We start from the raw sequence: 16,398 nt of genomic DNA on the forward strand, positions 1-16,398 counted from the left end.
CACCGGACTACCAGCCCGTAAGCCGCCCCTGGTTCACAGACCGGCGATGATGCGGATACTCGTATCGCGGCTCAGGGCTTTGTCCTCTGTCGGCTGAGTTGCCGATAACGGTTCGGGGTCACACCGACTGCCTGGCGGAACATGCGGGCGGCGTGGCCCCGGCTGTACCAGCCGACCTGACGCATTGCTGCCTCGACGGGCAGATCGGTCTCGCGCAGCAACCGGGCCAATCGTTCGGCACGCAGCGTCGACAGGTAGGTCATCGGTGTCTTCCCATAAGCATCGACAAACAGCCGTCCGAGCTGTGATGGCGACAGATGCACCGCGGCGGCTAGCTCCTGAAGAGTCCACCGCTGTTCGGGGCCGCTGCGTAGAAGCTCGACTGATGTGCGGACCTCAGTCCGCAGCGGTGAGAAGTGACGGCAGAGGGGCAGACCGGGCAGCATGGCCCTGCGCTGCGTCGGCGTCCGCCTCGCGTCGGTGGTCCTGACGTAGGGAGTGATCACGTCGAGGACAGCGAACAGCAGCGCCTGGAGGCGATAGAACTTCTTCGGTGACGGTCCGTCGACGCTGAGCGCGACCATCTCGTCCAGCCACGGCATCAGCATGCCGGAGCGGTCCTCGCCGAGGTGGAGTATCTGGGCCGGTTCGGAGTACAACTCGTCGGCGAAGTCTTGAGCATCCAGCCGGTCGGCCAGCAGGGCTGCGTGCTGCCAGAACACCTGGTCCACGACGTAATCGCGGTCCAGGTACAACGTGGTGACCGTGATCGAGTCCTCGGGCTCGCTCCCGCACAGTGTGTTCGCCCCGAGTGCGACGACGTCACCAGCCGTGACGGGCTTTTCGCCGAACTCGCTGAGCAGGATCGCCGAGCCGTGCCGAACGAAGATCAACTTCACACAGTCATACGCGACCGGAGCGATCGGGCGATGAATCGTGCGTGAGCGGGCGAGGATCGGCGAGAAGCTCTCGGCCGGCCGCTCAGAGGATCGCGCTACGCGCCGCACATCCACCGGCGCGCTCCTGCACGGGCGGGGGTGCGTCGGTGCTCTCGCGACTGCTCTCCCCACATGCTTGAACGATAGTTCTACTTGTACTATCGTTCAAGTACCTACTTCAGAGGAGGCTGTCATGTCAGAGGTTGCAACCCGACGGGCGGGAGCGCGCGAGTGGGCGGGCCTGGCCCTGTTGGCGCTGCCGACCGTGCTACTGGGCCTGGATGTCACTGCGCTGTATCTGGTGCTGCCGAGCATGTCTGCGGCGCTCGACCCCTCGGCCACCCAAACGCTGTGGATCATGGACGCCTACGGCTTCTTCATTGCCGGGCTTCTCATCACCATGGGGACACTGGGCGACCGCATCGGCAGGCGCCGCCTGCTCCTGATCGGCATGACGGCGTTCGCGATCGCGTCGGTCTTCGCGGCGTTTGCTCCCAGCGCCGAGCTGCTGATCCTGGCACGCGCCCTGCTCGGGATCGCCGGCGCCACACTGATGCCCTCGACCCTGTCGCTGATCTCCAACATGTTCGCCGACGTGCGTCAACGCGCGGTCGCGATCGGTGTGTGGGCCACGATGTTCGCCCTGGGGATGGCGGCCGGCCCCGTGGTCGGTGGTGCGCTGGTCGATGCGTTCTGGTGGGGCGCGGCGTTCCTGCTCGCGGTCCCCATCGCGATCGTCGTCCTGGTCGGCGCGAAGATCGTGCTGCCCGAGTACGCCGACCCCCAGGCCGGGCGACTGGACCTGGCCAGTGTCGCCCTGTCCCTGGCCGCGATCCTGCCGGGCATCTACGCCGTCAAGCATGCCGCCTCCTACGGCGTGGATGCGAGCACAGCGATCCTCCTCGCCGTCGGTGCGGCCGCGAGTGTGCTGTTCGTGCGCCGGCAACGACGTCTGGCTTCGCCGTTGTTGGACGTCACGTTGTTCACCAACCGAGCCTTCTCCGCGGCACTGGCCGTACTGCTGATCGGGCTCATCGGGGTGGGCGGCACCATGTATCTGGTCACTCAGTATCTCCAGCTCGTCGAGGGCCTCACCCCTTTCACCGCGGGTCTGTGGATGGGACCCCCGGCCTTGGCCATGTTCGCCGCCGCTATCGGTGCACCCTTGGTTGCCCGGCATGTACGACCGGGCCTAGTGATGTCGGCCACCCTGGGCCTGTCGGTGATCGGCTATGCGCTGCTGGCAACGGCCGGTACCGGCGACACCGTAGCCGTGGTGGTCGGATTCGCGTTCGTCTACCTCGGCCTCGGCGCGATCGCCGCGCTGGGCACCGACATCGTTGTCGGCGCCGCACCGGCGGCGAACTCTGGATCGGCTGCCGCAATGTCCGAGACTGTCCAAGAGCTTGGCATCGCCGTCGGCGTGGCGCTACTCGGTAGCCTCAGCACCGCTCTCTACACCGCCCGCATGAGCGCTCCCGCAGACACCTCACCCGAGATCGCCGAGAGCCTTACCGGCAGCCTCTCGGGTGCACTCTCGGTCGCCGACCAGATCCCAGCCGAGGTCGTGCAAGCGGCGCAGGAAGCGTTCACCACCGGAGTGAACATCGCCTCGGCAGTGGCCGGCGGCGCCATCATCGTAGCGACTGTCCTGTGTCTGGTGGCCCTGCGCCATGTCCGTCCACTCGGTGAAGATCAGGATGTCGAAGCCGACCGTCGGTGACGGACTCGATTACCCTGGAAACCAGAGGAGGGACCAGTGAGCGACGGCGATGAACACCCCATCGATGGACGACGTGCCCGGGGCAACAAGCGCCGCGCTGAGATCATCGATGCCACCCTCGCTGTCGTCACCCGTGACGGTGCGGCAGGCGTCACCCACCGGACCGTCGCCAAACAGGCCGGCATCACCACCAGTCTGAGCACTTACTACTTCGCCACCCTCGACGATCTCCTCGTCGCTGCACTGTCCAGCGTGGCCGACGCCTACACAGCGCACATCCGCCAGATCATCGACGCCCCCGGTGACAAGCTGCACGGCCTGGCCAAGCTGATCGTCAACTCTGGCGGCCCAGGGCGCGAACGAGCCTTGGCCGAACGCGAACTATCGACGCTGGCCGCCCGCAGGCCTGCCCTGGCACCGGTAGCCCGGCACTGGCGCGAGAACGTTGCCGAACTCGCCTCGACCCTCACCGACGACCCGCAGGCCATCGCCACGCTCGTCGCCGCCTCCGACGGCCTGTGCACCGCGATCCTCATCGACAACATCCCCGCCGACATCGACTACGTCCACCGCGTTCTTTCACAAGCCATCGGAGCACCGGTGTAACGCACCCACGTCACAACGCTCCGATAGCCCATCGCAAACGAACTAAGGTGTCTTCGCGCCTACATGGCGACGAGAGGGCCGATCGCCGTCGCTGGCCGCGACCGTGCGCAGGAGGTACCTGTCATCTGTAGTGCTCGTGACTTGCATCGACACCGGCCGTTTATGCAGACGGGGCGCGCCAGAAGAGTCAGAATCAGATGAGTTCCATGACCGGTCCTTGGTGCACGGCCCGGTAGATCGCATTGCGAATCGTGTTGGCCTCCTGCGACGTCAGGGTCCGGTCGATCGGTCTCAAAATTATTCGCAGGAGCATGTTGCTCTGACCGGGTCGGGTTTCGAGGCGCCTCCGGGCGCCGTCCGGTAACGCCTCGTGGGGCGTGCTATCCAGGAGATCGACGGCTTCGATCACTTCTGCGTCTTCCGCCAGCGCGACGCGGATGAGGTCGCCGAGAGTCTCTTCGTCCTCCTCATCGTCAACGACTACAGAGATATCTCTCCGTGCCGGTGGCAGTGGCGAGACGTGTTGCCACGGTTCCAGCGTGAGCATCTGGACGGCGATGCGGGGATCGCGGGCGCGTAGGTAGCGGATGTCAGGGATGGACTTGCGCAACATGAGCGCTCGCTCCAGCCCCAACCCCAGTGCCAACCCTGACCATCGCTGTGGGTCCAAGCCAGAGCTGCGCAGTACCTCAGGATGGATGCGACCGCATTCGGCCAGTTCCAGCCACTCACCGTCGAGCAGTACGTCGATCTGCCGTCCGCCGACCGTGTACGGGTGAACCGCGTCGGTGACCTGCCACTCCGCTCCTGGAAGGACGGACTGCACGATGCACGCGATCATGTCGAGCATGTCCTCGTCACTGACGTCAGGGGTGTCTCGGATGCGCCAGAGGTCCACTTGATGTGGCTCGCCTACGTGGCTTCGATCAACGACATCGCGGCGATAGACCAGCCCGGGTACGACGATCAGCTCGTCGATTCCGGTTCGGTCGGCATACTGCTCCAGGGCCTTGGGGAGCTCCGCGCTGGTGTGGCTGCGCAGCATCACCGTGGGGCTTATGTAGCGGGTGTAGCGGCGGGCGCGTGTGACGTCTTCAGGGTCGTAGCCGAGTCGGTCGTAGTTCTCGCGGACGGCGACGGCCGGTGGATTGCGGACGTATCGGACCGTGTTCAGCCATGTGCCTTGCAGCGCGTCGACGACCGTAGAGAGCAGTGTTTGGATCGCGTGATCGCCTTGGGCCGGGTCAGTCAGATCGCGCAGGGTGAGAGCGCGCTGGAGTTGGACAGGGCTGAGATATTCGGCGGAAGCCATGAGCGGGTCTCCTGAAGGGTGCTGGGCCAGTGAAGGATGAAGAACTCCCCCGGCCGCGCCTGCGGAGACCCAGCGAGCTACAGGCGCACGTGGAAGACCCCGCGGCCGTCTCCCGGCCGGGGGTCAAGAAATCGCTGCTGCCAACTCACACCGCGATCCTATCAGCGATCAGTGAAGGGTTCGCGAATGCAGATATCACGCGGCATTCTGCCGCCGGTGCTGCCGGTAGCGAGTCGGAGTAGTGCGGTCGCACTTGCGGCACACCCGGGCAGCCTCGATCCGGATGTCGGTCAGGTCGTCGCCACTCCACCTGCCGGATGCGCGATCCCCGCGAGCCACCATCGAAGCCGATCCAGGCGACTGCCACCTGGAAGTACGACAAGCGGTCAGCGACGATCGCCAGGTCGTTCCTGAATCACCACCCCTATGGAGCCGCCACGCCTCTTGCAGGTCGAGGTCGAGCGGCTGACTGTGTGCCCGCGGGAGTGTCCGCGACGACGAAGCGAGGGGTCGCCCGTGCGCGCTGGGCGTCTCTGGGAGAGGCGCCCAGAAGCAACGAGGTCGTCGCCGTTCGACGGTAGAATCGAGTCTAGGGTCCGGGTTTCCGTCGATCCTCAGCGACGACACGATCCAGGAGCCCGACGATGAGCTACCGCAACAAGACCTATGTCGCCTTCGCCAGCGAAGACATCCACAACTACCGGCTCATGACGGCCTGGCGAGCGAACAAGAACATCGAATTTGACTTCACTAACGCACACGACATCTACGAGGCGCGTGACACGAGCACGCCTGAGACGATCAAGCGGCGACTGCGGGAGCGTCTGAACAACACGAAGCAGGTCGTGCTACTTGGCAGTCCTGCCGCCCGACGCAAGGGAGGCGACGGCTCCTCGTTCCTCGCCTACGAGGTCGGAGCGATCATCTCCCTTGGCCTTCCTGTCGTCGTCGCTAATCTCGACGGAGCCCGTCGCGGCAAGAGCGGCACCAACGTTCCTGCCCCCTTCGCTGACAAGAACTACTTCACGATGTCCGTGTCGTTCGGGCCGACGATCATCAAGTACGCACTGGACCACTACGTTCCTGACTTCAATAGCTCAGACAAGACCGGCCCACACAATTACAACGAGTCCGTGTACGAGAGTCTGGGGCTGAACAAGTAGTGCGCCACAAGCGGTCACTACGACGGTACGTGGGGAGATTTGCCCGGCGCTTCTTGGAAGCCCTGGGTGCGTTGGCTGTTGTGGCCGGCGCCCTCGCGCTCTTCGCGCCCGATCTTCTGAACGGTCAATGGTGGCTTCTAGCCGTCGCGGGAGCACTTGCCGTGGGGTGGGCGCTGTTCTCCCTGCGACAGAAGGACCCCGAGCAAAGATTTCCCTCGGAGAGCATCAGCATCCGCTTGGTCGTGGGCGACCTGTTCGAGCAGAAGGCGTCAGCCCTCGTCGGGATGACGACTACGTTCGACACAGAGCCAGGCATCATTGAGAACGGCAGCGTTCAAGGCAACCTGCTTCACAGGATCTATGGTGGATCACAGACGCGACTTGATGCTGAACTCGCATCCGCGCTGACGGGTATCGGACCAGTGGGCACTATCACGAAGCCCGGCAAGGAAGATGTCTATCCAGTCGGGACCGTCGCTGTCCTCAACGGAGAGGGCACGACTCGCTACTACTGCGTCGCCTACACCTGCATGGACGAACACAACCGCGCCCAGGGCACGATCCGAGGCATCCTGGACAGCCTCGACAGCGTGTGGGATGCCGCTGATCGCAACGGCAACGGAGAGCCGATCTGCGTGCCGCTGCTTGGCCAGGGGCAGTCCCGTATCCCTGAGCTGACGGCCGAGGTCGCCGTCAGGCTCATCGCGTTCTCGTTCCTCCTTCGCGCCCGGCGCGGACGGTTCTCGAAGGAGTTGCGCATCGTCGTGCATCCGAACGAGATCGGCAAGATCGACCGCGCCGAGTTCCAAGCGTTCCTGCGATCCTTGGTCGCCGGATGAACGACAGCGAGAGCAGCCTCGACATCCCTGAGCAAGAGCCCTGCGCATTCTGCGACTACCTCAGTGGGGTGCGTCCATTTACGGTCCTCTATCGTGACGATCTGATCGCTGTGCTCGTCACAAGAGAACAGCGCGGCATCGGACACCTGCTCGTGTTGCCGGTGCGGCATTACCCGACCCTGTTGGAATCCGAGCCGAACGAGCGTCATGCGATGATGGACACCCTCGCATGGGCTGCCGCAGCGATCGACGCTGCGTTCGAGCGCCCAGGAATCGCGGTTTGGCAGAACAACGGCACAGCAGCACACCAGGCCATTCCACACCTCCATTTTCACATCGCTGGCACTCTGACCGGCGGAGGCACCGACTTCGGCGACGTTCCTGAACTCACCGTGGAGCAGACTGATCAGATCGCTGCACAGATTCTGGCGGCAATCCGCATCGCCCCCGATCTCGGATCAACACCCCGCTAGTCTCGTTCCAGGAGTAACGCGGCCGTCCACCTCATGTCACCCCCAAGGTGATGACGCCTGCGCGTCGTCGTCGCTCGCCCACCTGCCTATCGAAAGGCGGTGGCGCGGTGACGGTCTCGATGCGCGTGATGAGCGCGGGCGATGGCTACAAGTACCTGCTGCGCACGGTCGCGGCCGCGGACGGCGACCGCGAGCTGTCAACACCGCTGACGAGGTATTACGTGGAGGCGGGTACACCACCGGGCCAATGGATCGGTTCTGGTGTCGCCGCGCTCGGCAAGGGTCAGCTCGCGGTGGGTGATCGGGTGTCGGAGGCGCAGCTCCAGCTCTTGATGGGGATGGGTCGTGACCCGATCACCGGCGACCCGCTCGGGCATGCGTTCCCCGCCTACAAGTCGGTGCCGGAGCGGATCGAGGCCCGGATCGCCGACCTCGACCCCGGCCTGAGCCCCGGCGCCAAGGGTGAGGCGGTCGCACAGATCGAGGCGGAAGAGAGCGAACGCGGCAGACGCCGGGCGGTGGCCGGGTTCGACTTCACATTCTCCGTCCCGAAGTCCGCCTCGGCGTTGTGGGCGGTTGCGGACGCGGGGACGCAGGCGCTGATCGGTGAGGCGCATCATCGGGCGGTTGCGGAGGTGGTTGCGTTCATGGAGCGCGAGGTTGCCGCCACTCGCACCGGTGCAACCGCTGGAGACGGTGCTGTTGCGCAGGTCGATGTGACCGGATTGGTGGCGACGGCGTTCGATCACTTCGACTCCCGCGCCGGCGACCCCCACCTGCACACCCACGTCGTCATCTCCAACAAGGTCCAGACCGTCCTCGACGGTAAGTGGCGGAGCCTGGACGGGCGGCCGATGCACGCCGCCGTGGTCGCCCTGTCGGAGCTGCACGAGGCGGTGTTCGCCGACTACATGACTCGTACCTTCGGCGTTGAATGGGAAGCCCGCGACATGGGACGAGACCGCAACCCGGCCTGGGCGATCACCACCGTCCCGGAGGAGCTGGTGGCCGAGTTCTCGACCCGCGCAAAGCACATCCACACCGAGACCGATCGGCTCATCGCCGACTATGTGAGCAACCACGGGCGGCGACCGTCCCTGGCGACGATCATGAAGCTCCGCGCCCAAGCCGCCCTGTCCACCCGCCCGGACAAGGAGGTCCATTCGCTGGCCGACCTCACCAACCAGTGGCGTGCCCGTGCCACCGGAGTGCTCGGGCAGGACGCCACTGGCTGGTCGCGCGCCGTGACGGACAACGACAAGCCGCTGCTGCTGCGAGCCGACGACGTGCCGCTGGATGCGGTCGCCGAACTCGGCGCCTCGGTGGTCGAGGTGGTCGGTGAGAAGCGGTCCACGTGGCGGCGGTGGAATCTGATGGCTGAGGCGTCGCGGCAGACGATGGGCTGGCGCTTCGCCACCATGCGCGACCGGGAGGCGGTCATCGCGATGATCGCTGACGCCGCCGAGAACGCTTCACTGCGGCTGACCCCTCCCGACCTTGCCACCAGCCCGGCCGCGTTCAGACGGGTGGACGGCACGAGTGTGTTCCGGCCCAAGCACTCCACGGTGTTCTCCTCCGAGCAACTGCTCGCGGCCGAAGACCGGCTGCTCGAACGCTCGCGCACTATGACCGCACCCACCGTCCCGCTGCACACGGTGGAGAAGATCACCGCGCGGCCCGATGCCGAGGGGCGGATGCTCGGCGAGGATCAAGCCGATGCGCTGATGAAGATCGCCGTCTCCGGCCACGTCCTCGATGTGCTCGTCGGCCCGGCCGGCGCCGGGAAGACCACCGCGATGAACGCGCTGCGCCGGGCGTGGGAGACCGAGCACGGCAATGGCTCCGTGGTCGGGCTCGCACCGTCTGCCGTGGCCGCCCAAGTGCTCGCCGACGACCTCGGCATCGCCACCGAGAACACGGCGAAGTGGTGGCAGAACCACCTCGTCCACGGCGAGGACTTCCGAGAAGGTCAGCTCGTCATCATCGACGAAGCCTCCCTCGCCGGAACCCTGTCCCTGGACCGGATCACACACTTGGCCGAGCGCGTTGGGGCGAAGGCGCTGCTGGTGGGCGACTACGCCCAGCTCCAATCGGTGGACGCAGGCGGCGCCTTCGGACTCCTCGTGAACGACCGCGACGACGCGCCCGAGCTGGTCGACGTCCACCGCTTCACCAACGCCTGGGAGAAGACCGCATCCCTCGCCCTGCGGCACGGCCGCACCGAAGTGATCGACACCTACCGCGACCACCACCGCATCCACGAAGGCGAGGCCGAGGCGATGACCGACGCCGCATACGCCGCGTGGCGCGCAGACCGGAATCAGGGGCTGGCGTCGGTGCTGATCGCCGAGACCCGCGACGACGTCACCACCCTCAACACCCGTGCCCGCGCTGACCTGATCCTCGACAGCACCCTCACACCCGGCCGAGAAGTCGAACTCACAGACGGCACCACCGCCGGAGTCGGGGACACGATCATCACCCGCCGCAACGACCGCCGCCTGCGCAACGGGAAAACGTGGGTGCTCAACGGTGACACCTGGACCATCACCGGTGTCCGAGACGACGGCTCGGTCACGATCCGCAAGACCGGACGCAGGTTCGGCGGCTCCATCGTCCTCCCGGCCTCGTATGTCACCGAGCACGTCGATCTGGGTTACGCAGTCACGGCGCATAGGGCGCAGGGCATCACCGTCGACACCTCACACGTCCTGGTGGAGCCGACCACCATGCGGGAGAACTTCTACGTCGCGATGACCCGCGGCAAGCACTCCAACCAGGCCTATGTGGTTCTGGACCGGCCAGACGACGCCCACGCCGAGCCGCACCCGAGTGACAATCCAGACGCCACCGCCCGCAGCGTCCTCTACGGGGTACTCCAGCACTCCGGTACCGAGCTGTCCGCGCACGAGACCATCACCGCGGAGCAAGAGCACTGGGGCTCGATCGCCCAACTGGCGGCCGAGTACGAGACCATCGCCGCCGCGGCCCAGCACGACCGCTGGGCCACCCTCATCCGCGACTCCGGTCTCAGCGAGGAACAAGCCAACACGGTGATCGAGTCCGACGCGTTCAGGGCCCTGACTGCTGAACTCCGCCGAGCAGAAGCCAACCATCACGACCTCGACCGCTTGTTCCCGCGCCTCGTGACGGCGCGCGGGTTCGATGATGCCGACGACATCGCTTCCGTCCTTCACCACCGCGTTGCCCGGGCAACGGCACGTCCCGCCAAGTCAGGCCGTACCCGCAAGGCACCACGGCTGATCGCAGGACTGATCCCGTCCGCCGATGGACCGATGGCAGGCGACATGCGCCAAGCGCTCGATCAACGACACGAGCTGATCGAGCACCGCGCCACCAGCGTCCTGGATAGCGCGCTCAGCGGCCAAGAGCCCTGGACTGCCGCGCTCGGCCCGGTACCCGAGGGCGAGAAGGAAGCGAAGGCGTGGCGGCGCAACGCCAGAGTGGTGGCCGTCTACCGCGATCGCTATCAGATCACCAGCAGCCGCCCCCTCGGCCCCGAACCGGAATGCGCGGCGCAGAGGATCGACCATGCCCGCGCCGATGCCGCCCTCCTCCGCGCACAGGCCATCACCAAGCCCCAGCAGGACGGACCGGGAAGGCGTCCGATCAGACATGACCCCATCGGCCCGCGGCTGTGACCCTTCAAGATGTCAGAACTCGCGCGTATCGTAGAAGCGAGGCAGGGTTTCCTCACCACTCGGCCGCACGCGGTCGGCCCGACTTCGCGCCCTTCTCAACGCACTGCCTCCTCAGGTGAAACGCGCGATTGAGAGGAGCCGAACATGTTCCGCCTCCTGATAGTGGTCAGCATCCACGTCCGGAACTTCCTGCGCCGCTACATGCCCACCAACGTCCTCGCTGACGCCATACGGGCCAGGCGTGGCATGAAGTGGGGGCCGGCAGTGATGCTGCTGGCGGTCCCGTACTTCGCCGCCGCCGTCTGGCTCGCCGGCCTCATCGATCAGGGAGCGCCAGGTTGGCTACACCTGCTCGTCCTGCTGACGATCTGGAACGGGTTCAAGATGCTCTGGCTCGGGCCTGCCAGCGTCGCTTGGCTCACCCGCGCCCGCCTCCGCGAGGCCGGTGCACGTCGACGGGCAGCGGCGAGCCGCCGCCCGTGACACAGAGTTGACCATCGAGGAGGGCGCACCCGAGCAAGCGGGAGTCACTTGATGCGTGGGTTCGCCGCGATGGATCGATCGCTCGGCCGCGGGCCGACGCACCTGGTGCGTCATCACTTCCGTCCGAAAGTCTGCGCGGCCTGAGACAATTGGCTTGTGGCACGTAGGAAGCCGAAGCGAGGGAAGAGGCGGCAGCGACCCCGTCAGCAGCCCACTGTGCCCTCGAAGCCTTCCGGCCCGCCCGACGAACCGGATACCTCGGACCGCCTCATCGATGAGTGGAGCGGAACGAGAAGTGGTGCTTGGGCCAGCAGGGGGTTCGACTTCCAACACACCGTGGCAGCCTGGCTCGCCGCTCGACTGATTGCGGGCGATCTTCACGCCCAGCGTCTCGTCCCCGAAGGACTCGAGGACGTCACTATCGAATCCGAGACATCTCGGCATGTTCAGATCAAGTCACGAGGAGAGCATCTTGGTCTCTTCCCCGTGGGAACGGCGAGTAGTCACATCGTGGATGCATGGCTCCGACACCGAGAACGCGGCCGTGGATCGGAGAGCCTTACCGTCGTGTTCGAGCGCGGCATCGAGGGTGCGACTGGACTCTCACGGTTCGACACACCACTCAGCAACTCGCTCAGCCAGGATTCGCTGCTACGACTAAGTATCAGCGCCACGGCGCTCAAGCGAGGGCTCAAAGAAGGTGAGGTGCAGGAGCTACTCGAAGCGACGACCGTCTACGGAGCCTCTTGGTTGGCAGTCGAGGAAGACAGCAGGACACTACTTGGAGCAACCTTCGAGAGGTTGCAGCCAGCAGCACTCAACTACCTTGCACGCGAACTCCGCGTTGTGGCGGCGGAGATCGCCACGCTCAACGCACCGGCCGAGTACACGCACAGACAGTCTCTCGACCGAAGCGAGTTAACCCGGCGCTGCCAGCACTTCGTCGAGCAAGTTGACCTCGATGCGCTCGAAGCAGCAGTCACTCTGGGTCTGTGCTCACCTTTGTCACAATCTGAGCCAATGCACGATGAGCGCTTCTACGAAGGAGTTGCGACCCAGCCAGGGCATGTCGCGGCGGGTCTGGTCGTACCGCGAGCAGACTTGATCGGCGAGGCGGTAACCGGGATACAAGAGACATCGTCCGTCATCCTGACTGGGCCATCCGGCGTCGGGAAGAGCGCCCTACTCTGGTCAGTCCCGCAGGCCCTCCCTGGCGTCTTGTGGTTCCGCGTGAATCGACTTTCTCCCGCTGACGTACCCGAAGTACTCCGGCTGTGCCGCTCTCATCGAGTCTCTGACGCGAACCCCATCGGCCTCCTCATCGACGCGGCCGGCACAGGACTGTTCGAAGGTTGGTCAGTCCTACGCGAAGAGGTGGCAGCGACGCCAGGGCTCTTCAGCATCTCCACGTCCCGACACGAGGACCTCATATCGCTTGGTGATATATCGGGATGCACCACCATCGGCGTAACCCTGGACGAAGATGCTGCCGAAGCGATTTTCAACGGCCTCCGCGATCGAAATGCCACCCACTCTCCCTACTGGAGAGAGGCATACGAACAGGCCAGTGGCCTCACTCTTGAGTTCACCCACATGCTCACGCGCGGTCAACGACTCAGTTCGGTCGTCACAGAACAGATCCGTCGCCGAGTCGCGGAGCGACGGAACGTCGAGCTGAACCTCCTGAGCCTGACTGCGACAGCTGACCAATGGTCCGCCAGCATTCCCGTCGACAGAGCCGCGGAGGCATGCGGAGTATCGCAACTTGAACTCCGAGAACCCATCGCGCGTCTAGCGGAGGAACACCTCCTGATCGAGCGCAACGGAACAATCTCGGGCGTGCATCAACTGCGATCGATCGCGATCTCAAATGCGATCCATAACCAGCCTCCCCCCACTCTTGAACACACGATCAATCGACTGACCCCTGCCCTCGAACCTGAACAGATCAAGCGGTTCATACCGAACGCCCTACGAGACGAACCACAGTTAGACCAGTTATTCCACAGCGCAGCACTGGACGAACGAAACGGTGCCGTCGAACTGACGGCGTATCTCCGAGGGCTACGTCTGTTCGACTTCTACGAGCGAGCACTCAACTGGAACAGCATTGCTCAGCAGCGCGGCGTCCCCCCAGCACACGAGCCCATTGCTCAACTGTTTGCCATCACAGGCGCCGCCGTTCCCGACTTCTTCCCGGACGAGGTCAATCGTGCAGTCTCGGACATGACGGCTGCACCGGAGGCTGCGCGAGGATCAACCGTGATCTCCGCGGCGGGTGCTCAGCGCTTCGCTGAAGCACTCGCTACAACGGACGACCTCCGTGTCGCGACCGAGCTTCTATTTGAGTTGGGACGAGGTGAGACCGAGATAGCGAGCGAATGTCAATCGAGATTCTCGACCCCAAGCCCACTCCTGGAAGCTGTACAGCGCGCACCCGTGGAACAAGTGGCAGACCTCGTGGTCACTGCCAACTCAATCGACCCAAGTCTCGCACAGACATTTTTAGTTTCCTCTGGCGGCGAAGCCGCCTTGATGGCCAAGATCAGAGACCATGATCCATGGATCAGTGAACTCCGGATTATCGATTCTGCTGACGGGCCGGTCGCCTACGCTCGCTCTCTCCATGTCTCTGATGCTGTCCACGGAGACCCCCACGACCGAGTGATCGCGCTCGGAAGGCTGCTCCTGCGCTCCTTTCCGAGAACTACACACGTTGACGTCAAGCTAGTACTCCCAGGCGGCCACGACTATCAGATCGGCGAGCACCAACTAGGTTCCACCAACCTTCGACGAGAATACGACCATTCCGAGCTGGAGGTGGCATGGAACCAGGAACGTATGCGGGTGACCAACGCCGTCCTTGGCGCCACCGACACAGAACGTCTCGCAGCCGCACTGCCCCTGCTGGATACCACGGCGCAACTCACTACAATCCTTGGTAACACTTTCGCTGCCGCAGACGTTCGGCATGTCGACACCAATCAACTCGCGGATCAGATCAACTCGCTGGACGACCAAGCGAAACAGATCAGGCCACGCCTGAACAGCCGTGGACGAGTACTCAACATCGATGGCGACAAAGAATCTGGATCGGTGACCACAGATCCGCTCTCCGGTCTGGTCACGGACCTCACCGGCAACATATTCCCTCGACTGACGACTCTGGATAACCCGGCAGCCATCGCCGCACACCTGAGCGATCAAGTGATCGCGAAATCACTGCGTCGCGCGCAAGAAGAGCCGTGGCATTTGCTGGGCTACGACACCTTCCCCGAGAGTCTCAAGTCCATTGAAAACGACCTGCATAACATCCTCGCCGTTGTTGCCGCGCTGGCCGCAGACTCGTCAGCGAACGTCGGGCTCATACGAGCAGCCCGCGCCGGAGGACATCAGGGAGCACTCCGCAGAGCGGCCGAGGCTGCCAGGCGACTTACGCGACGGCAGTTGCAAGCGCGGAAGACTCAACTGGAGCAGGTTGGCAAGGATCTCGGTCAGCAGTTTCGGGTACTCATGCCCAAGGACGATCAGTACCAGCTCGTATCCGAGCGCCTCGTAGCCGTAGATGTCCCGTCACTCATCGACTGGAGCTACGCGCTGGAAGAGACCAGCACTGCAATCCAGGATGCGGGACTGCCCGGAGAGAAGTTCACGATCGTTCCGATCCGTAACGGAAAGCCAGTTGCACCGCTCGCCATGAGTTTGATCTCATCGCTCCTCCCCGCGGGAGACCTCGGCCAGTGGACAAGCTCTCTCGCTGAGGCGCACGAGACCCCACTGACAGACGCATTCGATGCAGCGATCGCATCGCTCCAAGTCGCCTCTGGAGTACTGGCACTGCCAGAGGCACGTCGTTCGCACCGCATCGTCGATCAGGTCGTGGAAACCGCGAAGCACGAGTTCATCCAGTCACGGCAGATACTCGAGCAGTCGCCGAGGGATGCGATCACAGAGCAGATCGCACAGCTCCTTGACTCCCTAAACGACGCGTTGCTTGACGAAGAGGCCGGTGAAAGTGCCGGTGGGGACATCGCTAGTCAGTTGTTGCAGATGATGACACAAGGTCATCAGACGGAGTTGACGGTAGCTGTGTCGGTAGCGCGACTGATGTCGCTGGAGTGGGACATCGATAGGGACACAGCCGGGCAATTCTTTGAGATCGACTAGACAGATGACCGACGACCCCGGGAGCGGATTATTCCGCCACAGGCCACGACCGCAGAACGCACCGTCTCATCGCCGACCCCCAGTTCGGTCGCGACTTCTTCGAGAGTCATGCCCTGCTCGTACAGCCGAGCCGCCTCGCGACGTCCGGGCTCATCCAAACCGCGTCGGCGCACCGCGACACCTGCCTGCGCAGCGAGCCGATGCACAGTCGTGCGATGTATCCCGAACCGCCGCGACAGCTCATCGACCGGCGCTCCTTCGGCGTACTCCTCAGCCAGCGCAGCCCGATTCGGGACACTCAAACGGGTTTGAGGACGGGGCGAATTTTTCACGACCGGGCCGCGCATATCCTCGATAGGCTGAGGCTCAGGACGCGACACACGACGCCGCGATCCCCGCAGAACGCGGCGAATCAGCGTCATGAGTGGCTTGCGCGGGTTTGAGAACCACCCAGCGACGTGCACCACGGACGGCCCGTTGTCCGGTCGTCAGCGGCATGACAAGCAGCATCGATGCGGACCCCACCTGGTCGGGATGGGCGCTACCGTCGAGCCTGTGACGGAGGCGCGGCAGCAGCGGACGGTGGCGCAGAAGATGGGTGTCCGCGCCGGCACCAGGGCGCACGTGGTCGGGGCGCCGGCGTCGGCACTGGCGGCGATGAGCCTGCCGGATCTCGAGGTCACCGACGCACTGGACGGCGAGTTCGACTATCTGCACCTGTTCGTCACCCGCCAGGAGCAGCTGAGCGCGCAGTTCGGCACGCTGCGCGACCGGCTGGGTCCCGGCGGGATGCTGTGGGTCTCCTGGCCGAAAGGGCGCAGGTACGGCACGGACCTGACGATGAGGTCCGTCATCGCGATCGGCTAAGACCACAACATGGTCGAGAGCACCTGCCTGCGCATCGACGAGGTCTGGGCCGGGCTGAAGTTCACCCACCCCGTCCCGGGCAAGCACTACGCCAACAGCTACGGCACCCTGCCCGGTCAACGGCCCTGACACAGCGTTGCGGGGGCGCTGAGGGGTGCCCGCCGT

Annotated in this window: 11 protein-coding genes; 9 read left to right on the plus strand and 2 right to left on the minus strand. The window is 64.6% G+C overall.

The annotated features are described in order from the left end of the window. Positions 1-71: 71 nt before the first annotated feature. Positions 72-935 carry a helix-turn-helix domain-containing protein gene (locus tag ESZ52_RS03180; protein ID WP_425600046.1) on the minus strand — a complete coding sequence of 288 codons (864 nt, stop codon included), beginning with the start codon at positions 933-935 and terminating at the stop codon, positions 72-74. 196 nt (positions 936-1,131) lie between these two features. On the opposite strand from ESZ52_RS03180, the gene ESZ52_RS03185 reads away from it, so the two are divergent. Together ESZ52_RS03185 and ESZ52_RS03190 are read left to right on the plus strand one after the other, a co-directional pair. Continuing rightward, the gene (locus ESZ52_RS03185; RefSeq protein ID WP_131103661.1) at positions 1,132-2,661 is read left to right on the plus strand and encodes an MFS transporter; all 1,530 of its coding nucleotides are present in this window, start codon (positions 1,132-1,134) and stop codon (positions 2,659-2,661) included. Positions 2,662-2,697: 36 nt separating this feature from the next. Next, the gene (locus ESZ52_RS03190) at positions 2,698-3,267 is read left to right on the plus strand and encodes a TetR/AcrR family transcriptional regulator (RefSeq protein ID WP_131103662.1); all 570 of its coding nucleotides are present in this window, start codon (positions 2,698-2,700) and stop codon (positions 3,265-3,267) included. Positions 3,268-3,460: 193 nt separating this feature from the next. Here the strand turns inward: ESZ52_RS03190 and srmL are convergent, their stop codons facing one another. Beyond that, a complete protein-coding gene (gene srmL / locus ESZ52_RS03195; RefSeq protein WP_131103663.1) occupies positions 3,461-4,579 on the minus strand; it encodes a PheS-related mystery ligase SrmL in 1,119 nt (372 codons plus the stop codon). A gap of 644 nt (positions 4,580-5,223) precedes the next feature. Between srmL and ESZ52_RS03200 the strand changes: the two genes are divergently transcribed. The 7 genes from ESZ52_RS03200 to ESZ52_RS03235 all read left to right on the plus strand — a co-directional run bounded on the left by ESZ52_RS03200 (position 5,224) and on the right by ESZ52_RS03235 (position 16,233). Next, a complete protein-coding gene (locus tag ESZ52_RS03200; RefSeq protein ID WP_131103664.1) occupies positions 5,224-5,742 on the plus strand; it encodes a TIR domain-containing protein in 519 nt (172 codons plus the stop codon). 80 nt (positions 5,743-5,822) lie between these two features. Further along, positions 5,823-6,581: a macro domain-containing protein gene (locus tag ESZ52_RS03205; RefSeq protein WP_238160627.1), complete on the plus strand. Its 759-nt coding sequence runs from the start codon at positions 5,823-5,825 to the stop codon at positions 6,579-6,581. Further along, positions 6,578-7,054, plus strand: coding sequence for an HIT family protein (locus ESZ52_RS03210; protein ID WP_131103666.1), 477 nt, complete (start codon positions 6,578-6,580; stop codon positions 7,052-7,054). The genes ESZ52_RS03205 and ESZ52_RS03210 overlap by 4 nt, the downstream gene beginning before the upstream one ends. 119 nt (positions 7,055-7,173) lie before the next feature. Continuing rightward, the gene (gene mobF / locus ESZ52_RS03215) at positions 7,174-10,716 is read left to right on the plus strand and encodes a MobF family relaxase (RefSeq protein WP_131106396.1); all 3,543 of its coding nucleotides are present in this window, start codon (positions 7,174-7,176) and stop codon (positions 10,714-10,716) included. 144 nt (positions 10,717-10,860) lie between these two features. Beyond that, entirely contained in the window at positions 10,861-11,199 is a 339-nt protein-coding gene (locus ESZ52_RS03220) for a sulfate permease (protein ID WP_131103667.1), read from the plus strand. A 567-nt stretch (positions 11,200-11,766) separates the two neighbouring features. Beyond that, a complete protein-coding gene (locus ESZ52_RS03225) occupies positions 11,767-15,366 on the plus strand; it encodes an ATP-binding protein (RefSeq protein ID WP_145968819.1) in 3,600 nt (1,199 codons plus the stop codon). 555 nt (positions 15,367-15,921) lie between these two features. Beyond that, positions 15,922-16,233, plus strand: a complete 312-nt coding sequence (locus ESZ52_RS03235; RefSeq protein ID WP_202865402.1) for a hypothetical protein — start codon at positions 15,922-15,924, stop codon at positions 16,231-16,233. The last annotated feature ends 165 nt before the right edge of the window (positions 16,234-16,398 follow it).

This window comes from Ornithinimicrobium sufpigmenti (assembly GCF_004322775.1).
In the GTDB taxonomy this organism is placed as follows: domain Bacteria; phylum Actinomycetota; class Actinomycetes; order Actinomycetales; family Dermatophilaceae; genus Ornithinicoccus; species Ornithinicoccus sufpigmenti.

Excerpts from the sequence above, each read along its gene's own strand:
- ESZ52_RS03185 (WP_131103661.1), top strand. The coding sequence starts at position 1,132 with ATGTCAGAGGTTGCAACCCGACGGGCGGGAGCGCGCGAGTGGGCGGGC.
- srmL (WP_131103663.1), bottom strand. The coding sequence starts at position 4,579 with ATGGCTTCCGCCGAATATCTCAGCCCTGTCCAACTCCAGCGCGCTCTC.
- ESZ52_RS03200 (WP_131103664.1), top strand. The coding sequence starts at position 5,224 with ATGAGCTACCGCAACAAGACCTATGTCGCCTTCGCCAGCGAAGACATC.
- ESZ52_RS03210 (WP_131103666.1), top strand. The coding sequence starts at position 6,578 with ATGAACGACAGCGAGAGCAGCCTCGACATCCCTGAGCAAGAGCCCTGC.
- mobF (WP_131106396.1), top strand. The coding sequence starts at position 7,174 with ATGCGCGTGATGAGCGCGGGCGATGGCTACAAGTACCTGCTGCGCACG.
- ESZ52_RS03220 (WP_131103667.1), top strand. The coding sequence starts at position 10,861 with ATGTTCCGCCTCCTGATAGTGGTCAGCATCCACGTCCGGAACTTCCTG.